Raw genomic sequence first — 21,157 nt, 5'->3', positions numbered from 1 at the left:
ACTCCGATCCCCCCGGAAGTGTCCCGGTTTCGGAACAGCGGGAACGGCGGGACAGCGGGTTAACGGGACTGCGGGGCACGGGAGCGGCGGGCTGCGGGCGGGCGCCGTTACTTCTGCGCCACGGGCGAACCGTTGCGGTCCGGGTGGCGGCGGCGGGGTGTCGAGGGTGGGGACGGGACCTTGTGGAGGAGGGGGGCGGGGCGGGTGGGGGTGGTGGGGCGGCTCACGTACTGGCTGTGGAGGCTGTCGTCGATCCGCCAGAGGATGCCCGTGGTGCGACCCGTCGGGGCCGCCGGGTCGAGCTTCGCGGTGAAGGACGCCAGCCGCTCGTAGAGGGTCCGGGCGCGCGCCCCGGTGGCGGTCAGCTCCGAGCCGGTCGCCTCGTGGAGCGCGTCGAGGAGGTGGACCAGGTTGTGCCCGGAGAGCTGGACGTCCTGCATGCCGCCGTCCGCCTTGGTGATGCGGCCCGGCGGCAGGTTGGGGTTCGCGGTGAAGTGGGCCGCCCTGGTCGCGGTCGGGCCGACGCGGTCGTACGGGTCGCGGGTGCTCTGGGTCCAGGCCGGCTCCCAGACACCGAACGCCGTGCGGGCCAGGAACGTCCACGTGTCCTCGTGGCAGCGCAGGGTGAGGTACGAGACGCCGGCCGCCCGCCGGAGGGTGTCGTTGTGCTGGTCGAGGGCCACCCGGTTCGCGGCGAGGGCGGCCCGCAGCACCACCCGGTCCTCCTCCCGCCAGCGCCGCTCCTGCTCACCACGCTGAGCCAGCAGATCCCGTTTGAGCTGCTGGTTCCTCGCGTACTGCTCGACGAACGTCTTGATCAACGTCTTGACTGCCTGGAACATCTCGAACATGGCGCCTGCTGGGGTCGGGCCGGACATCCTGGGGTTGCAGCGGCCCAACGACGTTCATCAGATCTTGGTCACGGCGACCGGCGACCGGCGTCTCGCGCGCTCACGCCGGGGTGGCCCCTCCGGGGACGGAACAGCCGACGCCCGCCCCGGGCACGGCTTCTGAGTGACCGTCAACTCTGCTTGTGAGTAGTGACGTTGAGAAGCGAGCCGGAACGCGGGCGCGGCATCGGGGAGTCACTGTGGAATTCCTGTGGCGGACTGCCTTACGTGTGAGTAGAACGTTAGGGTCTGCCCTATGAACGCACGGCTGGCCCTGCTCAGCACGGTGGATCCGGGTGTCGCGGAGAGCGAGATCTTCCGGCTGGCGCTCCAGCACGCGGTCGGCGAACTCGGCGCGCTCGGGGCGATGATGCACCTCAGGGGCCCCATGTCGGCCCTGCGTCTGGTGTCGGTCACCGGCCTCCCGCCCGCTCTGACCCGCCCCTGGGAGATCATCGACCAGGAGGGCCCGCTGCCCCCGGCCCGCGCCCTGCACCAGGGCAGCGGGACATGGTCCCCGCTGGGCTCCATGGCCCTCGCCTGGCCCGGTACCGGGCTCGCCGCGTTACCCGTCTCCGGCCGCGAGCGCACGGTCGGCGCGCTCACCGTCCTCACCGGCGACCGGGGCGAACCCACCGGCCTGCAATGGGACTTCCTGCGGGCCGTCGTCGACTGGACCGAGGACCGCATGGCCCAGGCGTCCCCGCCGACCGGCCCCGCGCGGGCCGAACCGGACGCCGAGCGGCTGCGGCAGGCGCTGAAGGAGGTCAGCGTCGGCTCCTGGGACTGGGACATCCGAAGCGGCGACCTGATCTGGGACGAGGCCGCCCTGCACCTCTACGGCACTCGGCCGGCCGAGTTCACCGGCAAGATCGAGAACTGGATGCGGATCGTCCACCCCGACGACCTCCCGCCCACCCTGGCCGCCGCCGAGCGGGCGATCCGCGACCACACCGTGTACGAGGCGGAGTACCGCGTACGGCGCCTCGACGGCACCTGGGGCTGGACCCGGGCCCGCGGCCGGGCCACCTACGACGAGGACGGCGCGCCCGACCGGTTCATCGGCGTCGGCTGGGAGAGCGACGAGGCGCGCTCCGCCCGGGACGCGGTCGGCCGGGCCCTGCGGCACATGAGCGACGGCTTCCTCGCCGTCGACGACGACTGGCGGATCACCTTCGCCAACCTGGTGGCGGAACGCACCCTCGGTCTCTCCGAGGAGGAGCTGTGCGGACGGCACCTGTGGGACCTGCCGTCCGTGCGCGAGACGCCCTGCCTGGAGAGCCGCTGCCGGGCGGCGGCGGCCGAGGAGAAGCCCGCCGGGTTCGACGTCCATGTGCCGGGCCGCGACCGCGTCTACCACCTGCGGCTGGTCCCCGGACCCGACGGCCGCACCATCTACTTCACCGACGTCACCGAGCTACGCCGGCACGAGGAGGAGCGCCGCGAGGCGGAGCGCGCGGCCTCCGAACGGGCCCACCGCATCGCCGCGTTGACCGCCGCGCTCGCCAAGGCGACCACCTCGCAGGACGTCGTCGACGCGGTCGCCTCGCGGGTGCTGCCGCCGTTCGCCGCCAGCGGCCTCCTCGTCCAGGCCGTGGAGAACGGCCGGCTCCACACCGTCGGCGCCGTCGGCTACGCGCCCGACTTCATCGACCTCGTCGACCACCGCACCAGGAGACCGTACGGCCCGGCCTGGGACGCCATCGACACCGGCACCCCGATCTTCATCTCCTCACCGCAGGAGTACGCCGCCTACGTGCCCCAGCACGCCGACCTGCCCGCCCGCGCGGGCAAACAGGCCTGGGCGTTCCTGCCGTTGACCGCGTCCGACCACACCTTCGGGGTGTGCGTCGTCTCCTTCGACCGGCCGCGCCGCCTCACCGACGAGGAACGCACCCTCCTCACCGCCATCAGCGCCCTCTTCGCGCAGTCCCTGGAACGCGCCCGCCTCTACGACCTCGAACTCACCCGGTCCCGCGAACTCCAGCGCGCGCTGCTCCCCCAGGACTTGCCGACTCTCGCCGCCTGCGCGTCGGCCGCCCGCTATCTGCCGGCCGGGCAGGGCATGGACGTCGGGGGCGACTGGTACGACGTCATCCCGCTCTCCAGCGGACAGGTCGCCCTCGTCGTCGGCGACGTCATGGGCCACGGCCTGTCCGAGGCCGCCACCATGGGCCGCCTCCGCACGGCCGTGCACACCCTCGCCGACCTCGAACTGCCCCCCGACGAGATCATGGGCCACCTCAACGACATCGTCGGCTCCATGGGCGAGGACTCGTACGCCACCTGCCTGTACGCCCTCTACGACTCCACCACCCAGGTCTGCTCCCTCGTCCGGGCCGGGCATCCGCCACCGGCCGTGGTCCTCCCCGACGGCACCGTGCGCTTTCCCCAGTGGACCGCCGACCCGCCGCTCGGCGCGGCCGAACCGCCCTTCGAGACAGTCGAGTTGAGCGTGCCCGAGGGCAGTCTGCTGGTGCTCTACACCGACGGGCTGGTGGAGTCGGCGAAACGCGGCATCGACGACGGCATGGCCGATCTGGCCCGCCTGCTGCGCACCGCCCACGAGGACGGCACCGCCGCCGATCTGGAGCGCCTCTGCGACACCCTCACCCACGGCCTGCTGCCGCCCGAGCAGGCGGCGGCCGACGACGCGGCCCTCCTCGTCGCCCGGCTGCACGCGCTCACCGACGACCGGATGGCCTCCTGGTCCCTCCTCGACGACCCGAGGGCCGCGGGGCAGGCCCGACGCCACGTCCGCGAACAGCTCGCCGCCTGGGGCCTGGACGAGCTGGCGCCCACCACCGAACTCCTCGCCAGCGAACTCGTCGGCAACGTCGTACGGCACGCCAGGGGCCCCGTCCGGCTGCGGCTCCTGCACGGCTCCGCGCTGGTCTGCGAGGTCTTCGACGGCAGTCTCACCATGCCCCGCATCCGCAGGGCCGGCGACACCGACGAGGGCGGCCGGGGACTGCAGCTGATCACCGCGCTCTCCCAGCGCTGGGGCACCCGCTACACGGCCACCGGCAAGTGCATCTGGACCGAGCAGTCCCTCACCGGCCCCGACCCCCGGCCCACGCCGCCGTCCGGGCCGCCGGAGCTCTCGCTCCTGGTCCCCGCCGACTTCGACGGCGACCTGGACGCGCTGCCCTTCGACGACCTGGACGGCGACAGTTCCCTCGATCAGCAGGTGCGGAAGGAGTAGACGGGCTCCATGGCCACCGTCACCGTTCGGCCCGTGTCAGGGTCCTCGCGCGTGGTCGGATGCCGCAGGTCGTGCCGCCTTCGAGGAGGTCGACACCCAGGGCGGTGACGGTGTGCAGCACGGCACCGCCGATCCGCCGGCTGGTCAGCAGCCCCGACTCCCGGAGCACGGCCACATGGTGGCTGACGGTCGCCGGGCTGAGCCCCACCCGGGCCGCCACCTCGCTCGTGGTGCGGCCGTCGGCCACCTCCTCCAGCACGGCGGCCCGCGCCCGGCCGAGCAGCGCGGCAAGGGCCTGGTGCGTGCCGGGCGCGTCGGGCGGCGGTGCCAGCCAGCGCGGGTCGTGGGTCACCGGGTGCACGAGCACCGGCGGCAGCGAGCCGTCCTTCAGCACGATCGGGCCGGGCCAGCAGAAGAAGGAGGGGATGATCCGCAGCCCGCGCCCGTCGAGGTGCAGGTCGCCCTGGATGTGTGGGCCCGCGATGTGCAGCACCGGCGCCGACCAGCGCAGACTGGGGTGCAGCCCCGCCGCGAGACCGGAGAAGCCGGACCGCAGCAGGGCCCTGGCCGCGACGGACCTGGCGTCGTCGAAGCGGGCCCGGACATGGGTCCAGTACGGGGCGACGAACCGCTCGTGATGGCGGCGGACCAGACCGGCGAGCCCCCGCAGGGCCTGGGTGTCGCCGTCGGCGAGCGGTCCGGCCCAGCCCGGCAGCGGGCGGGCGAGGGACAGCTCGGTCAGGTCGGTCCGCAGCCGGGCGCGGGGGGTGGCGAGCATCGCGTCGAGGCCCGCCTCGAAGCCTCCGGCCGCCCCGGCCGGGGTGAGGAAGTCCGCCGAGTAGCCGCGCGGCGGGGCGAGATGGCGCAGCCTCGGCAGCTCCGGGTCGAAGTGGCCGCGCGACGCCCGGCGCCAGCGGCCGAAGACGAGGGCGCCGTCCCGGTTCTGCAGCAGGTGCAGGCTGAGCAGCCCCTCCCACAGCGGGTCGGGTTCCTCGGCCAGGACCACCCTGGCCAGGTCGTCGTACGTGAAGTGGATCCGCAGCCCCACCGGCCCGCTCCCCCCAGATCCGTGCGGCGCGACGTGCCGCGGACGTGTCGCAGACATGCGGAACCCCGGGGCGCTCGCCGTGAGTTGAGGGGCGGGCGCCCCGGGGTTCGTGTCGGTCGGTCAGCCCATGGAGCCGTGGGCCCATGGGGTCGAGCAGGTCGGCGATCCGGTCACCGTGTCGGTCACCGAGCCCGTCACCGATCCGGTCAGCTCGCGGCGTCCATGCGCTCGACGCGCTCGTTGACGCCGTTGCGCAGTTCGCCCAGGGTCGTGCCGGGCGGCGCCGTCTTCGGCGTCGAGGACGGCGGCTGGGTCTCGTCCGCGCAGGTGGTGCCCGAGGCCGGGACCGTCAGGTCGACCAGGTAGCCGACGACGGCGTCCGTCGCGCAGCGGCTGCGGCCGAACGCGGTGTGGCCCTCGGCGTCGAACGTCAGCAGCGAGGCGTTGTCCAGCTGCCGGGACAGCGCGACCGCGTCCTGGTACGGGGTGTCCGGGTCACCGGTGGTGCCGAGGACCAGGATCGGGGCCGAGCCCTTGGCCCGGAAGGAGCCTTCGTAGCGGCTGACCTTCTCGGCGGGCCACTGGACGCACGCGGTGGCGTGCTGGTGGTCGTAGGTCGGCGGACCGAACGCCATGGCCGGGCCCAGCAGCGGCGCGTCCTTCGCGTTGGCCGTGACGTTCCGCTCCAGCTTGCGCAGGCTCTTCGGGTACTCCTTGTCGACGCACTCCACGACCACGTTCGGGCCGAGGAAGTCGAAGCTCGCCGGGGACGGCGGCCGCAGCAGGAACGAGGTGTTGTCCCGCAGCTGCGCCTTCTTCAGCGCCGCGCCGAGGGAGGGCCAGATGACCTTGCCCTCGTTGATGTTGAACATCAGCCGGTAGACCAGGGTGTAGCCGTTGGCCTTGCCGCCGCTCGCCGTGGTGACGGGGTTGGCGTCGAGGTCCTTCTTCAGCTGCTCGAACGCCGCGCGCGGGTCGCCGTCGCCGAAGCCGCAGATCGCCGGGTCGGAGGCACACCAGTCGAGGAAGCGGCTCATCGAACCGTCCAGCGCCTGGTACTGGGCCCGGTCGTACGCGTAGGGGCGGTAGGCGTACTTGTACGGGTCGTAGGCCCCGTCGAGGGTCAGCGCCCGCACCCGCTTCGGGAACATCGCCGCGTAGACGGTGCCGATGTACGCGCCGAACGACCGGCCGTAGTACGTCAGTTGCTCCTCGCCGAGAGCCTGGCGCAGCAGGTCGATGTCGCGGGCGACGTACTCCGTGCCGACGTACGGCAGCAGGCCGCCCGAGTTGTCGAGGCAGGCCTGGTTGAACTCGGCGGCCTCACGCAGCGCCGGGCCGAAGGCGTCCGGCCCGGGGACGCCCTTGGCGTCGGTGACGGCCTTGCTGTAGCGGGCGTCGTCGAAGCAGGTGAGCGCCGAACTGCGGCCGACGCCACGGACGTCGTAGCCGAAGACGTCGAAGGACTCGCGCAGGGCGGCCGGGAGGCCGGCGTAGTTGTTGCGGACGAAGTCCACGCCGGAGTTGCCGGGTCCGCCGGGCTGCATGAAGAGCGTGCCCTTGCGCTTCGCCGGGTCGGCGGCCTTCTTGCGGACGACCGCGAGCGTGATCTTCTTGCCCTGCGGCTCCCGGTAGTCCAGCGGGACGTCCGCGTTGGCGCACTCGAAGCCGCCCTGGCAGTCGGTCCAGGCGAGCGTGGGCACGGGCGGCGGCGGGGTCTTCGCCGACATCGGCTTCTGCGTCGTGCTCTGCGCGGCCATCGCCTGGGTCGCGGTCCCCGTCGCCGCGAGCACGAGCGCGGTCACGGCGGCGCCGACGAGTCTGAGACGCGAGGAACGTCTCGGTGTGTGGTGGTGCGTGGGCATGGTGTGTCCCCCTGAGCGGTCAGAATCCCCAAGTCCCCACTGGTCGGTGTGGGGTTGGTGACTGTCTAACTGAAGAGAGGGGAAAAAGGCCAGAGAGGTGCCGTCATGGCTGAGTTTCCATCCAATCTCTCCACTACCCGGCGGTAGTTACCGTCTTCGATCAACGCTTCGTACTCTTGGTGGCGTCCCTGGCCGGTGATCCAGTGATGGGCCCGGCCGGACCCCCCACGATCACGAAGGAACCGCGCACGTGTCATCCAGGAACAGCCGTCTGAGGGTCGCCCTCCTCGCCGTGGCGGTCGCCGCCGCCGGTCTCGCCCTCGCGGGGCCCGCCGCAGCGGCCGCGCCGCAGCCCGCCACCACCACCGTGTCCACGGACGGGCAGACGTCGTCCATACCCGTCGACTTCGTCGACCTCGCCACCAGCCCGCTCACGGCGGACGGCGAGAGCCACGAGGTCACCGTCACCTACCGCAACGACTCCGGCGCCGACCGGACCGTCGCCCCGCAGCTTCTCGTGGAGTCGCCGGACGCCGGCCCGTTCCTCGACCCGTCCGATGTCCGGGTCGAGCGCCGTACCGCAGGGGGCTGCTGGAAGGCCGTCGACCTCGGCAGCCAGACCGGCACCCTCTTCACCGACCTGACCACCGCCCGGCGCACGCTGCCGGCGGGCGCCACCCTCACCGAGGTCTACCGCGTCACGGTGACCGACCCGGCGGCCGAGGGCACGGACCTGGGCACGGTCCACCCGAGGGTCGCCCTCTACTGACCGCGTCCTCCGCACCGCCCACGACCGGGCCGGACCCCGCTCTCCGCAGCGGGGCCCGGCCCTTCGTGCGTCCTGGTCCGTACGGGCGGTCAACATCCGTTCCACACTCTCCTGTTGCACCTGTGGCCGTCGTGGACACGTAGGGGCAGAAGCTACGGAAGGAAGCCATGCCCATCGATACCGAGGCCCAGTTCACGGACGTGTACCGGGCCCACTACGCGGACGTGCTGAGGTTCGTACGCCGTCGCGCCCATCCCATGAACGTCGACGACATCGTGGGCGAGACCTTCCTCGCGGCGTGGCGCAGGCGCCGTGAACTCCCCGACGACCCCCGGCCCTGGCTGTTCGGCACCGCCCGCAAGGTGATGCTCAACGACAGCCGGGGCATGCGCCGGCACACAGCGCTCGCCGTCCGCGTCCAGCAGGCCGCCGAGACCGGCGGTCACACCCGGGCCGCCGACCCGGCCGCGCTGGTGGACGGCCGGATGGACCTCGCCGCCGCCTGGCAGGCGCTCACCCCGGCCGACCAGGAGGTCCTGGCCCTCCAGGTGTGGGAGCAGTTGTCCGCCAAGGACGCCGCCAAGGTCCTCGGCTGCACCCGCGCCGCGTACGCCATGCGCCTGACCCGGGCCAAGCGCCGCCTCGCCGCCCGCCTCGGCACGGCCACGGTCGGCGCGCCCGCCCTCGCCACGACGTTCTGACCTTCCGAACAGGAGCCCCGAGACATGAACAAGAACACGCACGACACCCCGGCCACGCACGACACCCTGCTCGCCCGCCTCGGCCCTCTCGACGCCGCGCCCCGCACCGAGCCGACCGCCGCCGAGATCGACCGCGAGGAGACCCTGCTGCGCACCGTCCTGGCCGACACCGAGCCGCCCGGCCGCTCGGTGCGCCCCGGCTCCCGCCGACCGCTGGTCCGCAGTGTCTCCTTCACCGTGGCCGGCACCCTCGCGGCGGGCCTCGCCCTGGTGACCGCCACCGGCGGACTGTCCGGCCTGCCCGGCTTCGGCTCCCAAGGCCCGCTGTCCTCCGCCGAGTTGGCGAGCTGGACCGGCACGCCCAGCAGCCTGGAGTCGGCGGGTGAGGAGGGTTCGGCCGCCGAGAAGGTCTGCCTGGACATGACGAAGGACTACGGCCCCGGTCCCGCCGACGTCAGCAACGCGGACATCCGGGGCAGCGTGGCCTCGATGGTGGTCAGCCGGGGCGGCGACGCGGTGTACTGCCTGGCCTCCTCGGACGGCGCCGGGATCACGATGGCCGTCTCCCCGGCACTCGACCTCCCCGCCGACGCCATCGAACTGGACACCTACGGCGCTCGGGGCGAGGGCTCCGGCCAGGTCAACTACGCCGTGGGATCCGTCGGTTCGGACGTCGAGAAGGTCACCCTCCAGGAACAGGGCCACACCGTCCAGGCCACCCTCCAGGGCGGCCGCTGGACCGCCTGGTGGCCCGAGGGCGACCCCGACGGCCTCATCACCGGCACGACCACCCTCACCTTCACCGACGGCACGACCCGCACGATCAAGAGCCCGGACCTGCCGTAGCCGTGACACGACGGACGGGTACGTGACGGGCGTCACACGCATCCGTGTCACATCCACCCGGGGTCGGTCCGTCCTTGTGTTGTCACCGCATACGACGGCACAAGGAGCCCGCCATGGAAGCGCGTCTGAACATGCTCGCCAACCCCGTCACCGGCAAGCTCGTCAAGCACCTCGTCGGGGCCGACAAGGTGATCGTCGAGACCGGACTGCCCCGCTCCCTCCAGGAGTTGGTGAAGATCCGGGCCAGCCAGATCAACGGCTGCGGTTACTGCCTCGACATGCACACCAAGGAGGCCGCGCACGCCGGGGAGACCGCCCAGCGGCTGCACATGGTGGCCGGCTGGCGCGAGGCCAAGGTCTTCACCGACGCCGAGCGTGCCGCGCTGGAGCTGACCGAGCAGGGCACCCGGATCGCCGACGCGGCCGGCGGCGTCCCCGACGAGGTCTGGGAGAACGCGGCCAAGCACTACGACGAGGACCAACTCCTCGCCCTGGTGGCGCTGATCGCCCTCATCAACACCTTCAACCGGCTGAACGTGATGGTGCAGCAGCCGGCGGGCGACTACCAGGTGGGCATGTTCGGCTGACGCCTCCCCGCACATGAGCGAACCCCCGGGCCGTTCCATGAAAACGGTCCGGGGGTTCGGCGCGCCGGGGGTCAGTTCCGGCGGCACCTGCCCACGTCGATCCGCACGATCTGCGGGTCGTGGTCGCTCGCCTGGTCGGCGAACTCGGCGTTGATGTGCACCACGTCGTAGTCGAAGTGCGTGACGGCCGGGCTGGTCAGGATGTGGTCCAGGGTCTGCGAGTTGCCCTCGTAGACGTAGGTGTAGCGCTCGGCGGCCGGGAGCGTCTTGATCAGCGGGTTGAGGACCTTGCCGGCGGTGAGCGCGGTCATCGTCTCCGAGAACTCGAAGTCGTTGAGGTCGCCGAGGACGACGGCCTTGGCGTTGCGGTCGGCCGTGAGCAGGTCCTTGACGAAGGTGTTGACCTCGGCGGCCTGCTGGTGGCGCTTGGCCTCGGAGGAGCGCGTCGGCTCCTGGTAGCGGCCGTGCAGGGGCTGGTCGCCGCCCTTGGAGCCGAAGTGGTTGGCGATGACGAAGACCTGCTCGCCGTGGAAGACGAACTCACCGACGAGCGGCTTGCGGCTGCTGTCCCAGGCGTCGCTGGTGGGGGCGATCCGGCCGGGGGAGTAGGTGAGCCGGGCGCCCTTGCGGGTCTTCACCACGCTCGTGGCCGTGGTGGGCGTGGCGGCCTCGGCGCCGGTGCGGTCGGTGAAGGAGACCCGCTTGGGGTTGAACAGGAACACCTGGCGGATGTTGCCGCCGGGCTCGCCGCCGTCCTTGTTGTTCTCGGGGGCGACGTAACGCCACTGGTAGCGGGGGCCGCCGGCCGCGCGGATGGCGTCGGTGAACCGGGTCAGCGTGGCCTCGGAGGTCACCGTCCCGTCGTTCGTCGCCCCGTTGTCGTCCTGGATCTCCTCCAGCGCGACGATGTCGGGCGAGGCGAGGCCGACCGCGACGCCCTCGGCGAGCCGGTCGAACTTCTCCTGGCCGTCGAGCGCGTCCAGGTTCTCCACGTTGTACGTGGCGACCGCCAGCTCGTCGCCCTTCTGCCGCCGGGTCCGCTCGGCCTTCAGCCCGCCCTCGACGAGCGTGCCGAGCTGGGTGGCCTGGAGGTTGTAGCCGCCGAAGGAGGAGTAGTCCAGCGGCCCGCTGGTGGTGCCGGACAGCTCGTCACCCACGTTCGCCTCGGGGAACGCGGTGGCGGTGTCGAGCGACATCACCTTCATCCGGCCGGTGTTCGGCTGGTCGTAGGCGGAGTAGAGCGTGCCGCCGCGCGGCGTCGGGCTCTCCTCCGGCTTCACCGTCACCCACACCTCGTCGTACTCGGTCGTCGCGCCGACCACTCGGGTGTCGGAGGCCTGCACGCGCGAGCCCTCCAGCGCCTCGTAGAAGTCGAGGGCGTAGACGGCCGGTTCGAGCGGCAGCGCGTCGATGCTGCCGCCGTCGGCCGTGGGCACGTACGCGTCCGGCACGCTCGCCGCGTCCAGCGTCACGGCCGCCGGCAGCGCGTTGCCGCCGGACAGGACAGTCGCGGTGGGCCCGGTGATCTCGGTGACGGACTGGCTGGTGGTGCTCGGGTAGTACTCGGTGACCTTGCCGCTGACGAGGACCGAGTCCCCGACCGCGACGGCCGGGTCCGCCGACCCGGTGTAGACGAAGACACCCTCGCTCGTCCGGGGGTCGCCGTCGGCCTGCGGGTCCTGGATCCAGTAGCCCTTCGAGCCGGACTTGCGTACGCCGGTCACGAGGCCGGGAACGCGGGTGACCGTCTGCCCGGTGAGCGGCGACAGTCGGGTGGTGCCCTGGATGTCGTGCACGCGGACGGGCCCGGGCTCGGTGGACCCACCGCCGCCCCCGTCCCCGTCTCCGTCTCCGTCGCCCGAACCCGGCGTCTGACCCGCCGAGTTGACCGGGGACGGGGCGCTGGACGCGAGGTCGGCCGCGTTGTCGTCGGTGTCCGCGAGGGAGGCGGCACGGGCCACGGAGGAGGTGTTGGAGGCGCCGGCCGCCGGGCCGGAGCCCTCCCGGACGACGGCGCTGCCGTACCCGACGAGGTCGACGACGCGTCCGTCCGCCGCGCAGTCGGCGGCGGTCTTGCAGGTCAGCGCGGTGGTCCCGGCGACCAGGGCGATCGTCCCGCTCGTCGCGCTCATCGCGATCGACCCGGTGGCGTCGGCGGTGGGCAGGGCGGTCGTCCCGCCGGTGCCCGCCGCCTCGGCTATCAGATACCGGCCGCCCGGCGCGATCGACCCGCTCAGCGTGGTCACCTGCCACTGCGAGGACGCGGACGGCGACCCCGGCAGGTACTGCACGCTGTAGCCCGCCAGGTCATAGGTGGCCGAACCGGCGTTCCCCAGCTCGACGAAGTCCCGGACCAGGGTCGCCCCCGAGTTCCCTCCGCCGCCGTACACCTCCCCGATCACCGCGCTCGCCGAGGGCGCGGCGAACGCGGCGGGGAGCACGCCGAACGCGAGGGCGCCGGCCGCGCCCACGGATATCAGCGGTCGGGCGACGCGGCGCGCACGGGCGCCGCTTCCTGCGGGTCTGTCGGGCATGGGCACGGCTGAGGGTCTCCTCGTACATCGGGCTTCGGGCATCGGGTACCGGTTGTCGGGCTCGGACATCGGGCTCGGACATCGGTTACGCCGAAGCGATGGTGTGGGGGGAGTCGGCTCAAGTTACGCGCGTAGAGGGGGAGTCGCCAAGAGGCCGTGGGTTAAATCCCGGGAACGAACGCCCTACTCCCCGTCGCGCTGGGCGAACTGGAGGGACAGCGCCCGCAGCACGTCGGCCGTGGTCGTGTCGGTCCGCCCTTCGTCGTGCACCTCGGCGAGATGGGCGAAGGCGTAGGAGAAACAGCGGGCCAGGGTCACGATCGCGGGCGCCAGGGCCTCCGTGACGATGTGCGCGGCCTCCTGGGCGGAGGCGTCGGCGGGCAGCTCGATCTTGGGCAGGGTCTCCACGAGCAGCGCGGAGACCGCCCCCGTCAACGCCACCTCGACACCGGGGTTCTCGCGGGCCTGCCGCCGCACCTCGACCGCCTCGGTGAGAATCCCGACGACTCGCTGCATGATCTCGGATCGCTCCATGCCGGGAGCTTAGGACTCCGCGGGTGCCCCTAAACCTCCGCCCGAGCCCCTCGCCCGCGCGCTTCTCCACGTCGGCGCTTCCGGTCAGGCCCGCAGGGCCTGACCTTTTAGGGGCGCGGGGAACTGCGCGAGAAGCCCCACGCACCCGCACCCGCACCCGCACCCGCACCCGCACCCGCACCCGCACCCGCACCCGACCAGTCCACGCCACGCCTCCGGCCAGGCCCGGTCGCCCGCCACGCCCGCCACGCCCGCCACGCCCCGGCTCACTACGACGGCATCCCGTAAGCCGCCACCATCACGTTCACGGCCACCTTGTTCATGGTGCTGCCCTTGGCGTCGGTGGAGTTGACGCTGTAGACGAGGGTGCGGGAGCCGTCGCGGGTGGAGGCGATGGCGCTGTTGTAGCCCCAGCGACCGCCCGTCTTCCCCCACACCTCACGCCCGCCCAGCACCTTCCGGGCGAGCCCGACGGCATAGTCGGCAGGCCTGCCGGTCGTGAAGTCGTCCACCTTCGGCACGGTGAACATCTCCTCCAGCAGCGGCCCGCGCGGCACGACCCGCCCCCGGAACAGGGCCTTCGTGAACCGCTCCAGATCCGCCGTGGTCGAGACGATGTCCCCGGCGGCCCACCCGTCCGTGACACCCCACACGGTCACGTCCCGCAGCCCGGTCGTCCCGTCGTCGAGCGTCATCCGCTGGTACCCGTGGTTGTGCGGGCCGACGATGCGCGGATCGGTCCCCGGGAAGTACGTGTCCCGCAGCCCGAGCGGCCTCAGCACATGCCGCGCGACCTGGTCCTCGTACGAGTCCCCCGTCACCCGCTCGATGATCAGCCCGGCGACCGTGTACCCGATGTTGAGGTAGTGCTGCGCGTCCCCCGGCGCGAACTCCGGCTTCTTCGCCGTCGCCGACCGCACCATCTCCTCGGGGTCGTGGATCCGGAAACGGTTCGCGTACGCCCCCTCGACGGTTGTCCACGGGAAGTCGGGCGCCGGGATGCCGTGCGTGTGGTTGAGCAACTGCCGGACGGTGACACCGCCGTACGACGCCGGAACCAGCTCCGGCAGATACGAGCGGGCGCTCCGGTCGAGGTCGACCTTCCCCTCGGCGGCCAGCCGCAGCACCACGGCGGCCGTGAACACCTTGGTCACGGACCCGGCACGGAAGCGGGCCTTCGGATCGGCCGCCCGGCCGGTGGTGAGGTCATGCACGCCCGAGCTGCCGCGCCACACCCCCGCGCTCCCGCCGACCCGCACGAGCGCGGCGGTCGCGTCGGTGGAGGGCAGCCCGGCGATGGCGGCCTCCATGGCGGCGGCGAGGTCGGGGTCCGTCCGTGCCTCCGACTGCGTGGGGGCGGCGGGGGCGTTGGGGGAGGCCGCGGTCGCCGCGGTGGCGGGCAGGACCGCGGGCCCAGCGGCCACGCCCAGCAGGAGCGCGGCGGCGATCAGCGTGCGCGTGGCGCCCTCCCTGGTCTTCGCGTGCCCCGTGTTCCCCGTGTCCCCCGTGTTCTTCGCGCCCTTTGTGCTCGGCATGGTCAACTCCTCGGATGCGGGCCGGTGTTGTTGCTGTCCTGGCCCTCATCCTCCTGACCGGCGGCTTCGCGCGGATCGCCCGAGCGAGCGGTCTCAGCGGCGCCGTTTCCTCGCCGACACGGGGGAGGACCAGGCCCGGCCGGCTCCCCCGTGCGGGGTGCCGGTGGCCTCCGGGAGCGACGCGTCGCCCGCCGCGATCAGCCCCGTCTCGTAGGCGCAGATCACCGCCTGGATACGGTCGCGGAGGCCGAGCTTGGCGAGCACGTTGCCGACGTGGGTCTTGACCGTGTGATCGCTGACGACCAGTTCGGCGGCGATCTCGGCGTTCGACAGCCCTCGCGCCAGCAGCAACAGAGTCTCGCGCTCCCTCCCCGTCAGCACGTCGAGCCGGGGGTCGGGCCGCCGGGCGCGCAGGACGGAGGGGGCGGGCCGCGTGTACTGCTCGACCAGCCGCCGGGCCACGGACGGCGCGAGCAACGAGTCGCCCCGCGCCACCACCCGCACGGCATGCACGAGATCGTCCCGCCGGACGTCCTTGAGCAGAAACCCGCTCGCCCCGGCGTGCAGCGCCTCGTACACGTACTCGTCGGAGTCGAAGGTCGTCAGCATGACCACCCGGCAACCGCCGCGCTCCCCGTTCGTGCCACGCTCGCCCGGTCCCGCCGGGCCGTCCGCGCTGATCGCCCGACACGCCTCGATCCCGTCCATCCGTGGCATCCGGATGTCGAGCAGGGCGACATCGGCCCCGTACCGCCGGACCGCCTCGACGGCCTCCGCCCCGTCGCCCACCTCCGCGACGACCTCGATGTCCGGCTGCACGTCGAGGATCAACGCGAACCCGCTCCGCACCAACTCCTGGTCGTCGGCCACGACCACCCGGATCGCCTGACCGGTCAACGCCCCACCTCCGCCGTCACCGTCGCCGCCGCGTCCGGCACCCCGGCCGCCACGGGTATCCGCACCCGCACCTCGAACCCGCGCCCACCGGGCCCGGCCCCGACCTCAGCCGTACCGCCGTGCGCGGCGGCCCGCTCCCGCACCCCGACGAGTCCGTGCCCACCGCCACCGAATCCCGCCCGGGGCCCGACCCCGTCATCGCAGACCCGAATGAGCAAGTAGCCGCCACGGTAGGCAAGTTGAACGTCGACTGTCCGGGCCCGCGCATGCCTGACTGTGTTCGTCAGCGCCTCCTGGACGACCCGGAACACGGTCGCGCCGACATCCGCCGGCAGCCCCCGCTCCGCCCCCACCACCTCGTACCGGACCTCGAGCCCACTGCCCCGCACCCGCTCGAACAGCGCGGGCAGCTCCCCGACCCCGGGCTGAGGCGCGCGGGGAGCGAGCCCGGACGCGTACGCCGCACGCACTTCTCCGTCGTCCTCACGGCCTCCTCCCTCACTGTCGCGCAGGAGGCCGAGCATCCGCCGCAGCTGGACCATGGCGTCGCGCCCGGTCTCGGAGATCGCGTCGAAGGCGGCCTCGGCCCGCTCCGGCGCCGTACGCACCGCCACGGGCCCGGCTTCGGCCTGCACGATCATCAGGCTGACGGCGTGGGAGAGGATGTCGTGCATCTCCCGTGCGATCCGGGCCCGTTCACGGGCGGCGGCCCGCTCGGCCTCGACCCGGTGGGCGCGCTGACGGGCGTCGGTGAGCCGCCCGAAGACGTAGGCGGCCGCGAACACGAAGGCGGAGAAGGTCAGTTCACGCGCCGACCGGGTGTTGAGCCACACCCCCACGGGCACGGCGATCAGCATCAGCACCCCGCAGACCAGCCGCTTCCACGGCGGTGACAGGACGGCGATCGTATAGACGATCACAAGCCCGTTGTACGGCAGCGGCTGCCCGGGCCCGTCGAGTGCCACCTTGTAGACCATGCTGGCCAGCAGAATCGCCAGCAGCACGGCGAGCGGAGCCCGCCGCCGCCACACCAGCGGTACCACGGTGAGCGTGGTCAGCCCGTACGCCGCCCACGTGGCCGGCGCCAGCCCCGCCGCCCGAGGCACCACGAACGGCATCGTCATGGCCCCCTGCACCAACAGCGCGACCCCGACATCAACCACCCACGGATACCGCTCCGCGAGCATCCGCCCCCGTGCCCACCAACCCCGCGTGTCCCCCATGACGTCCACGGTCCCCACCGTAACGGCCGCACCCAACTCCCGTGTCGAGCAGGCGACCTGACTATGTCTCACCATTCGCAGAGGTCTGGGCCGGGCCCCTCCCCGTACTGCACACTGTCCTGCACGTGATCGGCACATCAGGTCGGGGGACGACATGCTGGACGTAACGCTGAGACTGCTCACCGACGACACAACCCCCTCCACCGACGGGGACTCCCTCGCCCTCCTCCGCCGGGGCCTCGTCGCCGAACCCGAACTGCGCGGCCGGGTCACCCTGGTGAGCAGGGCCCCGGAAGAGGGCGAGATGGGATCCGGTGTCGAGCTGCTGGCGATAGCCATCGGCAGCAGCGGTGCCGTGACCGCCCTCGTACGCTCGCTCCCGGCGCTGCTCAAGGCCAGGCGGGCGGCGGCCACGGTCGAGCTGACCCTCCCCGACGGCCGCAGCGTCAAGGTCACCGCCGACTCCGCCGACGACGCCCACACCCTCCTCGACGCGGCGCTGCGCGACCACCGCCGGCCGTGACCACCCGACTGCCGGACCCCCGGGGTTCCCGCGCGGTCCTCATCGGCACCTCCCGGTACGACAGCGACCTGCCGGACCTGCTCGCCGTACGCAACAACCTGGAGGTCCTCCAGGAACTGCTGACGTCGGATTCCGGCGGGTTTCCGCGCGAGCGCTGCGAGGTGGTCCAGGACGCCCCGGACCCGCGCGCGGTCTGTGCGACGATCCGGGAAGCGGCCATGACCGCCACCGACACTCTGCTGGTGTACTTCTCCGGCCACGGCGTCCTCAACGACGACCTGACCCTCCACCTGGCGCTGACCGGCACGGACGAGAGCGATCTGCGGTGGACGTCCATCCCGTTCGAGGCGATCCGGGAGATCCTCGAAGCGTCGCCGTGCCCCAACAAGATCCTGATCCTCGACTGCTGCAACAGCGGCCGGGTCCTGGACACGCTCATGGGCAACGGCCCCGAGCCGTCCGCCACCCTCACCATCCGCGGCACCTACATCCTCACGTCCTCCGCGAACGCCCCCTCCTACGCCCCCGTCGGCGAGCGCTACACCGCCTTCACCGGCGAGTTCATCCGCCACCTCCGCGACGGCCTCCCCGGCGGCCCCGACCTCCTCACCCTCAGCGCTCTCTACGACCCCCTCACCAAGTCCCTGACCCGCCGCGGCTACCCACAGCCCCGCCAACAGAGCTCGGACGGGCATGCGCGGCTGGGGTTGGTGCGGAACCGGGGGGCGGGGTCGCCGGTCGAGGACGTCACCGGGCCCGAGGAGGAGGGAACACCGGACGTCCGTCCTCCGAGCGGCGAGATCCGATTCGCGCCGAGCCTCGTCTTCCACCGCCTCCGCAACTGGGGTATCGGCCTGCCGTTCTCCCTCGGCCTGTTGCTGGTGGGCGTCCCGCTGCTGCCGGCCAAGGGCAAGGACATCGACCTGACCGACTGGCGGCATTGGGCCGGGGTGCTCGCGCTCCTGGGCATCGTGCTGGTGCTCGCGGCCCTCGGAAAGCGAAATCCAGGCGGCTATTCGCTGGTCCTGAGTGCCGACGGGGTCGAAGTGCAGTATGGGGAGTCGGAGCACTTCTCCTACCCCTGGCACCGGGTCAGCAGGGCATGGATACGGCAGCGACCGCCGAGCCGATTGCGTGGTCCTCGCTACGACCTGATGGTCCGCCCCATGCCCGGCGTCTATGCGCAGACAGCGAGCCGTCGTACCCCGGGCCCCCACCAGGACGACGCCGAGGGCACCCTCCGTTTCGCGGACCTACGCAGGCTCCGAACGACTCCGGAGGCCGTCGAGGCGGCGCTCGCCGTGTACGCCGGCGCGGCATGGACCCCGAGCGCCGACCTAGCCGCCGATCCGGCTCGGGCCCCTCAGGCGGAACGGGTCTTCACCGCCGACCGCCGCCTGCTGGCGGTAGTGGCGGTGGCCGGCGCGGTCCTGGGCTGGGACGCCGTGCCGCTCCACGTGCTCGTCCGGCCCGCGGAGATCCTCTCCACGCCCATGCCGCTGGTCACGTGCGCCCTGTGCTTCGGCACGGCCTGGTTCGCCGGGTCCCGTGCCGTCCGGCCCGTACGGCTGAGGGTCGGCGCCGCAGGGCTGCTCCTGACCCGGGGGGAGCTGGAGATCGCCTACGCCTGGTCGGAGATCGAGCACATCGGCATCGTGAACTGGCCCAGGGGAGCTCGTTACTTCGGGCTCCTGGTGATCCGGCCCGTCGGGAGCCCGGAGGGCCGGATCGACCGCACGAGCATGCTCCTGCCGAAGCTGGCGCCGGGAGCCCTGACCCTGTGTGCGCTCCCGGAGATCACGCATGACCGCAGCCGTCTGGAGGCCGCGCTCGCACGCTTCGCGGACGAGAGCCAACTCGCTCTGCCCGGCGAGGCATGGCTGCGGGTGCCGCCCGGACGCTCGGCTCCCCCGAGGGCAGGTCTCACGTTCCGTGGCCGTCAGCCGGCCGGTGTCTCCGCACTCGTGGGCGCCGCGCTCTTCGCACCCTTCGCGCTCACCGGGCAGGTGGCCGATCTGGACCGGGCTCCCGACTGGCTTCCCGTCCTGGGGGACCTGCTGGCATTCCTCTTCGTCTTCGGCTTCTGCGCGTACTTCCTCACCGGCCGCCACCACGTCCACGTTCATGTCCGCCCCGCCGGGCTGACCCTCAAGGCCTTCGGCAGCCACCAGCTCCACATCCCCTGGGGCGACGTGGACCGCATCGGCATCGTCGTACGTGCCGACCCCGAGCAATACGCCCTCGTTCTGTGGCCACGCCACGGAGCCACCATCCCCCGGGCGCTGTGGCTGCCCACCCAGAAGACCCACGGCGGCCTGCGCCTCCTGACCCTGGAGGACTACCGCATCGAGATCTCCCCCGAAGCCCTCGACCAAGCGATAGCCCGCTACGCCGGCCGCCGTCACACCCACATGGCACAACTCCGCCAGTCCGCCCGGAAGAAGAACTGAGCGGATGTGAAGATACGTGGCGCAGCCTTCGCCGACCCTCGCGAAGCCGTCATCCCGGAGGCATCATGGCGAGGCAGAGGCCAGGGGGGCCGTACATGAGATCGCGTTGACCGCCGGTCCATGGCAGGGGAGGGCACATCATGGCCGAACACAACGAACCGCACAACGAGCCCTACACAGCCATCCTGTTCAAGTTCGTCGTCCTGGTCGGCCTGTTGTACATGCCGGTCCTCGTCTTCCACCTGGGCACCTGGTTCCCGTTCGCCGGCGCCAGCGGCTACCTGCTCTGGGAACTGGGCCGCCTGCACAGGGCATACGGCGAGCTCACGGGCCCCGGGACCGAACAGCGGCGCCCGGCATCGACAACGGGCGGACACTGAGCGGCGGTTGGGCGGCAGGTGGGAGCTGAGCGTCCGCCGAGCGCTCAGCGGCCACGCGTCGGCGGCGGTGCCGTACTCCGTCGCCGTACGAGCCGCGTGGGCACGAGCGTCGTCCCGTGCTCTCGGCTCTCCTCGTCCTCCTGCCCACCCTCCCGCATCTTGTGGAGCACCCCCTCCACGCACAGTCGCCCCACCTCCGCGAAGTCCTGGTGGACGGTGGTGAGGGGCGGCAGGAAGGACGCGGCCTCGGGAATGTCGTCGAACCCGACGACGCTCACGTCCTCGGGAACCCGCCGCCCACGCTCGTTCAGCGCCCGCAACAACCCCAGCGCCATCTGATCGTTCGCGACGAACACGGCCGTACAGTCCGCCTCCTCGGCGATCCGCAGCCCCGCCCGGTACCCGGACTCGGCCGACCAGTCGCCCCGCACGAGAGGCGGCGCGTCCGGCACTCCGGCCTCCGCGAGCGTGGCCCGCCACGCGTTCGCCCGCCGCTGCGCCGCGAAGGAGTCCTCGGGGCCGGCCAGGTGCCACACGGTCCCGTGCCCCAGCTCCAGCAGATGCCGTACGGCCTCCCGCGCGCCCCCCGCCTGGTCGGTGTCGACGACGGTGTACCGGTCCCCGGCGTCGGAGTCGGCGACCACGACCTGCACCCCGGGCGGCACCGACACGGTCGCCGCGTCCAGCAGATGCACCTCCATGATCACGATCACCGCGTCCACGGCCAGCTCCCCGAGCCGGGAGAACGCCCCGTTCACCTCGTCCTGCGTCGGCACGGCGACGGGCAGCAGCGTGACGGCGTACCCCTCGCGCGCGGCGGACGTGGCGATGGCGTCGAGCGTGCGGATGTTGCCGAGGGTGGAGAGGGAGAAGGTGATCACGCCGAGCGTGCGAAACTCCCCGCGCCGCAGCGCGCGCGCCGCGCTGTTGGGCCGGTAGCCCAGCTCCCGCATGGCGTCGAGGACCTGGCGCCGGGTGTCCTCGTTGACGCCGGCGAACCCGTTGGAGACCCGGGAGACGGTCTGGGCGGAGACCCCGGCGAGCCGGGCGACATCGCCCATGGAGGGCCCTTGCCGGGGCCGCGCGGCGCGTCGCTTCGTACCGCGCTTGGTACCACCGTCGATCGTGTCCACCTTGACGACTCCTTGACCCCCGAGATTCGGACAGTGT

The 21,157-nt window shown here is 72.3% G+C and carries 17 protein-coding genes; 8 read left to right on the top strand and 9 right to left on the bottom strand.

Going from position 1 to position 21,157, the window contains the following annotated elements; translation table 11 throughout:
* Positions 1-107: 107 nt before the first annotated feature.
* On the bottom strand, positions 108-842 hold the full coding sequence (locus PUR53_RS03145) for a hypothetical protein (RefSeq protein WP_329907290.1): 735 nt from the start codon (positions 840-842) through the stop codon (positions 108-110).
* A gap of 304 nt (positions 843-1,146) precedes the next feature.
* Between PUR53_RS03145 and PUR53_RS03140 the strand changes: the two genes are divergently transcribed.
* Positions 1,147-4,095, top strand: coding sequence for a SpoIIE family protein phosphatase (locus tag PUR53_RS03140; RefSeq protein WP_329907289.1), 2,949 nt, complete (start codon positions 1,147-1,149; stop codon positions 4,093-4,095).
* Positions 4,096-4,114: 19 nt separating this feature from the next.
* Here the strand turns inward: PUR53_RS03140 and PUR53_RS03135 are convergent, their stop codons facing one another.
* Both PUR53_RS03135 and PUR53_RS03130 read right to left on the bottom strand, forming a co-directional pair.
* Positions 4,115-5,143: an ArsR/SmtB family transcription factor gene (locus PUR53_RS03135; RefSeq protein ID WP_329907287.1), complete on the bottom strand. Its 1,029-nt coding sequence runs from the start codon at positions 5,141-5,143 to the stop codon at positions 4,115-4,117.
* Positions 5,144-5,349: 206 nt separating this feature from the next.
* Positions 5,350-7,008 (bottom strand): alpha/beta hydrolase, encoded by a 1,659-nt coding sequence (locus PUR53_RS03130; protein WP_329907286.1) that lies wholly within the window; start codon positions 7,006-7,008, stop codon positions 5,350-5,352.
* Positions 7,009-7,258: 250 nt separating this feature from the next.
* Between PUR53_RS03130 and PUR53_RS03125 the strand changes: the two genes are divergently transcribed.
* The 4 genes from PUR53_RS03125 (at position 7,259) to PUR53_RS03110 (ending at position 9,911) form a co-directional block, all read left to right on the top strand.
* Positions 7,259-7,777, top strand: a complete 519-nt coding sequence (locus tag PUR53_RS03125; RefSeq protein WP_329907284.1) for a signal peptide protein — start codon at positions 7,259-7,261, stop codon at positions 7,775-7,777.
* A 167-nt stretch (positions 7,778-7,944) separates the two neighbouring features.
* Positions 7,945-8,478, top strand: a complete 534-nt coding sequence (locus PUR53_RS03120; RefSeq protein ID WP_329897128.1) for an RNA polymerase sigma factor — start codon at positions 7,945-7,947, stop codon at positions 8,476-8,478.
* Positions 8,479-8,502: 24 nt separating this feature from the next.
* Positions 8,503-9,324, top strand: a complete 822-nt coding sequence (locus PUR53_RS03115) for a hypothetical protein (RefSeq protein ID WP_329897127.1) — start codon at positions 8,503-8,505, stop codon at positions 9,322-9,324.
* 113 nt (positions 9,325-9,437) lie between these two features.
* On the top strand, positions 9,438-9,911 hold the full coding sequence (locus PUR53_RS03110) for a carboxymuconolactone decarboxylase family protein (RefSeq protein ID WP_329897126.1): 474 nt from the start codon (positions 9,438-9,440) through the stop codon (positions 9,909-9,911).
* A gap of 71 nt (positions 9,912-9,982) precedes the next feature.
* Here PUR53_RS03110 and PUR53_RS03105 read toward each other — a convergent pair whose 3' ends face one another.
* The 5 genes from PUR53_RS03105 to PUR53_RS03085 all read right to left on the bottom strand — a co-directional run bounded on the left by PUR53_RS03105 (position 9,983) and on the right by PUR53_RS03085 (position 16,634).
* Complete coding sequence (locus PUR53_RS03105; protein ID WP_329907339.1) at positions 9,983-12,445, bottom strand: endonuclease/exonuclease/phosphatase family protein; 2,463 nt, start codon at positions 12,443-12,445, stop codon at positions 9,983-9,985.
* A gap of 183 nt (positions 12,446-12,628) precedes the next feature.
* Positions 12,629-12,979 (bottom strand): hypothetical protein, encoded by a 351-nt coding sequence (locus tag PUR53_RS03100; protein ID WP_329897124.1) that lies wholly within the window; start codon positions 12,977-12,979, stop codon positions 12,629-12,631.
* 269 nt (positions 12,980-13,248) lie between these two features.
* Positions 13,249-14,514: a serine hydrolase domain-containing protein gene (locus PUR53_RS03095; RefSeq protein WP_329907283.1), complete on the bottom strand. Its 1,266-nt coding sequence runs from the start codon at positions 14,512-14,514 to the stop codon at positions 13,249-13,251.
* A gap of 93 nt (positions 14,515-14,607) precedes the next feature.
* Positions 14,608-15,411, bottom strand: a complete 804-nt coding sequence (locus PUR53_RS03090) for a response regulator transcription factor (RefSeq protein ID WP_329897122.1) — start codon at positions 15,409-15,411, stop codon at positions 14,608-14,610.
* Entirely contained in the window at positions 15,408-16,634 is a 1,227-nt protein-coding gene (locus PUR53_RS03085) for a sensor histidine kinase (protein WP_329897121.1), read from the bottom strand. The genes PUR53_RS03090 and PUR53_RS03085 overlap by 4 nt, the downstream gene beginning before the upstream one ends.
* Before the next feature lie 154 nt (positions 16,635-16,788).
* Here PUR53_RS03085 and PUR53_RS03080 point away from each other — a divergent pair, with 154 nt between their 5' ends.
* From PUR53_RS03080 to PUR53_RS03070, 3 genes are all read left to right on the top strand, one after another.
* On the top strand, positions 16,789-17,157 hold the full coding sequence (locus PUR53_RS03080) for an effector-associated constant component EACC1 (RefSeq protein WP_329907282.1): 369 nt from the start codon (positions 16,789-16,791) through the stop codon (positions 17,155-17,157).
* A complete protein-coding gene (locus tag PUR53_RS03075; RefSeq protein ID WP_329907281.1) occupies positions 17,154-19,607 on the top strand; it encodes a caspase, EACC1-associated type in 2,454 nt (817 codons plus the stop codon). The genes PUR53_RS03080 and PUR53_RS03075 overlap by 4 nt, the downstream gene beginning before the upstream one ends.
* A gap of 140 nt (positions 19,608-19,747) precedes the next feature.
* The gene (locus PUR53_RS03070) at positions 19,748-19,987 is read left to right on the top strand and encodes a hypothetical protein (RefSeq protein WP_329907280.1); all 240 of its coding nucleotides are present in this window, start codon (positions 19,748-19,750) and stop codon (positions 19,985-19,987) included.
* A 44-nt stretch (positions 19,988-20,031) separates the two neighbouring features.
* Here PUR53_RS03070 and PUR53_RS03065 read toward each other — a convergent pair whose 3' ends face one another.
* Entirely contained in the window at positions 20,032-21,048 is a 1,017-nt protein-coding gene (locus PUR53_RS03065) for a LacI family DNA-binding transcriptional regulator (RefSeq protein ID WP_329907338.1), read from the bottom strand.
* Between the last annotated feature and the right edge of the window lie 109 nt (positions 21,049-21,157).

The sequence above is a fragment of the Streptomyces sp. SP18BB07 genome (assembly GCF_036322545.1).
In the GTDB taxonomy this organism is placed as follows: domain Bacteria; phylum Actinomycetota; class Actinomycetes; order Streptomycetales; family Streptomycetaceae; genus Streptomyces; species Streptomyces deccanensis.
This window is presented reverse-complemented; position numbering and strand designations above follow the sequence as displayed.

Excerpts from the sequence above, each read along its gene's own strand:
- PUR53_RS03080 (WP_329907282.1), top strand. The coding sequence starts at position 16,789 with ATGCTGGACGTAACGCTGAGACTGCTCACCGACGACACAACCCCCTCC.
- PUR53_RS03130 (WP_329907286.1), bottom strand. The coding sequence starts at position 7,008 with ATGCCCACGCACCACCACACACCGAGACGTTCCTCGCGTCTCAGACTC.
- PUR53_RS03065 (WP_329907338.1), bottom strand. The coding sequence starts at position 21,048 with ATGGGCGATGTCGCCCGGCTCGCCGGGGTCTCCGCCCAGACCGTCTCC.
- PUR53_RS03085 (WP_329897121.1), bottom strand. The coding sequence starts at position 16,634 with ATGGGGGACACGCGGGGTTGGTGGGCACGGGGGCGGATGCTCGCGGAG.
- PUR53_RS03120 (WP_329897128.1), top strand. The coding sequence starts at position 7,945 with ATGCCCATCGATACCGAGGCCCAGTTCACGGACGTGTACCGGGCCCAC.
- PUR53_RS03110 (WP_329897126.1), top strand. The coding sequence starts at position 9,438 with ATGGAAGCGCGTCTGAACATGCTCGCCAACCCCGTCACCGGCAAGCTC.
- PUR53_RS03095 (WP_329907283.1), bottom strand. The coding sequence starts at position 14,514 with ATGCCGAGCACAAAGGGCGCGAAGAACACGGGGGACACGGGGAACACG.
- PUR53_RS03115 (WP_329897127.1), top strand. The coding sequence starts at position 8,503 with ATGAACAAGAACACGCACGACACCCCGGCCACGCACGACACCCTGCTC.
- PUR53_RS03100 (WP_329897124.1), bottom strand. The coding sequence starts at position 12,979 with ATGGAGCGATCCGAGATCATGCAGCGAGTCGTCGGGATTCTCACCGAG.
- PUR53_RS03145 (WP_329907290.1), bottom strand. The coding sequence starts at position 842 with ATGTTCCAGGCAGTCAAGACGTTGATCAAGACGTTCGTCGAGCAGTAC.
- PUR53_RS03140 (WP_329907289.1), top strand. The coding sequence starts at position 1,147 with ATGAACGCACGGCTGGCCCTGCTCAGCACGGTGGATCCGGGTGTCGCG.
- PUR53_RS03070 (WP_329907280.1), top strand. The coding sequence starts at position 19,748 with ATGGCCGAACACAACGAACCGCACAACGAGCCCTACACAGCCATCCTG.
- PUR53_RS03105 (WP_329907339.1), bottom strand. The coding sequence starts at position 12,445 with ATGCCCGACAGACCCGCAGGAAGCGGCGCCCGTGCGCGCCGCGTCGCC.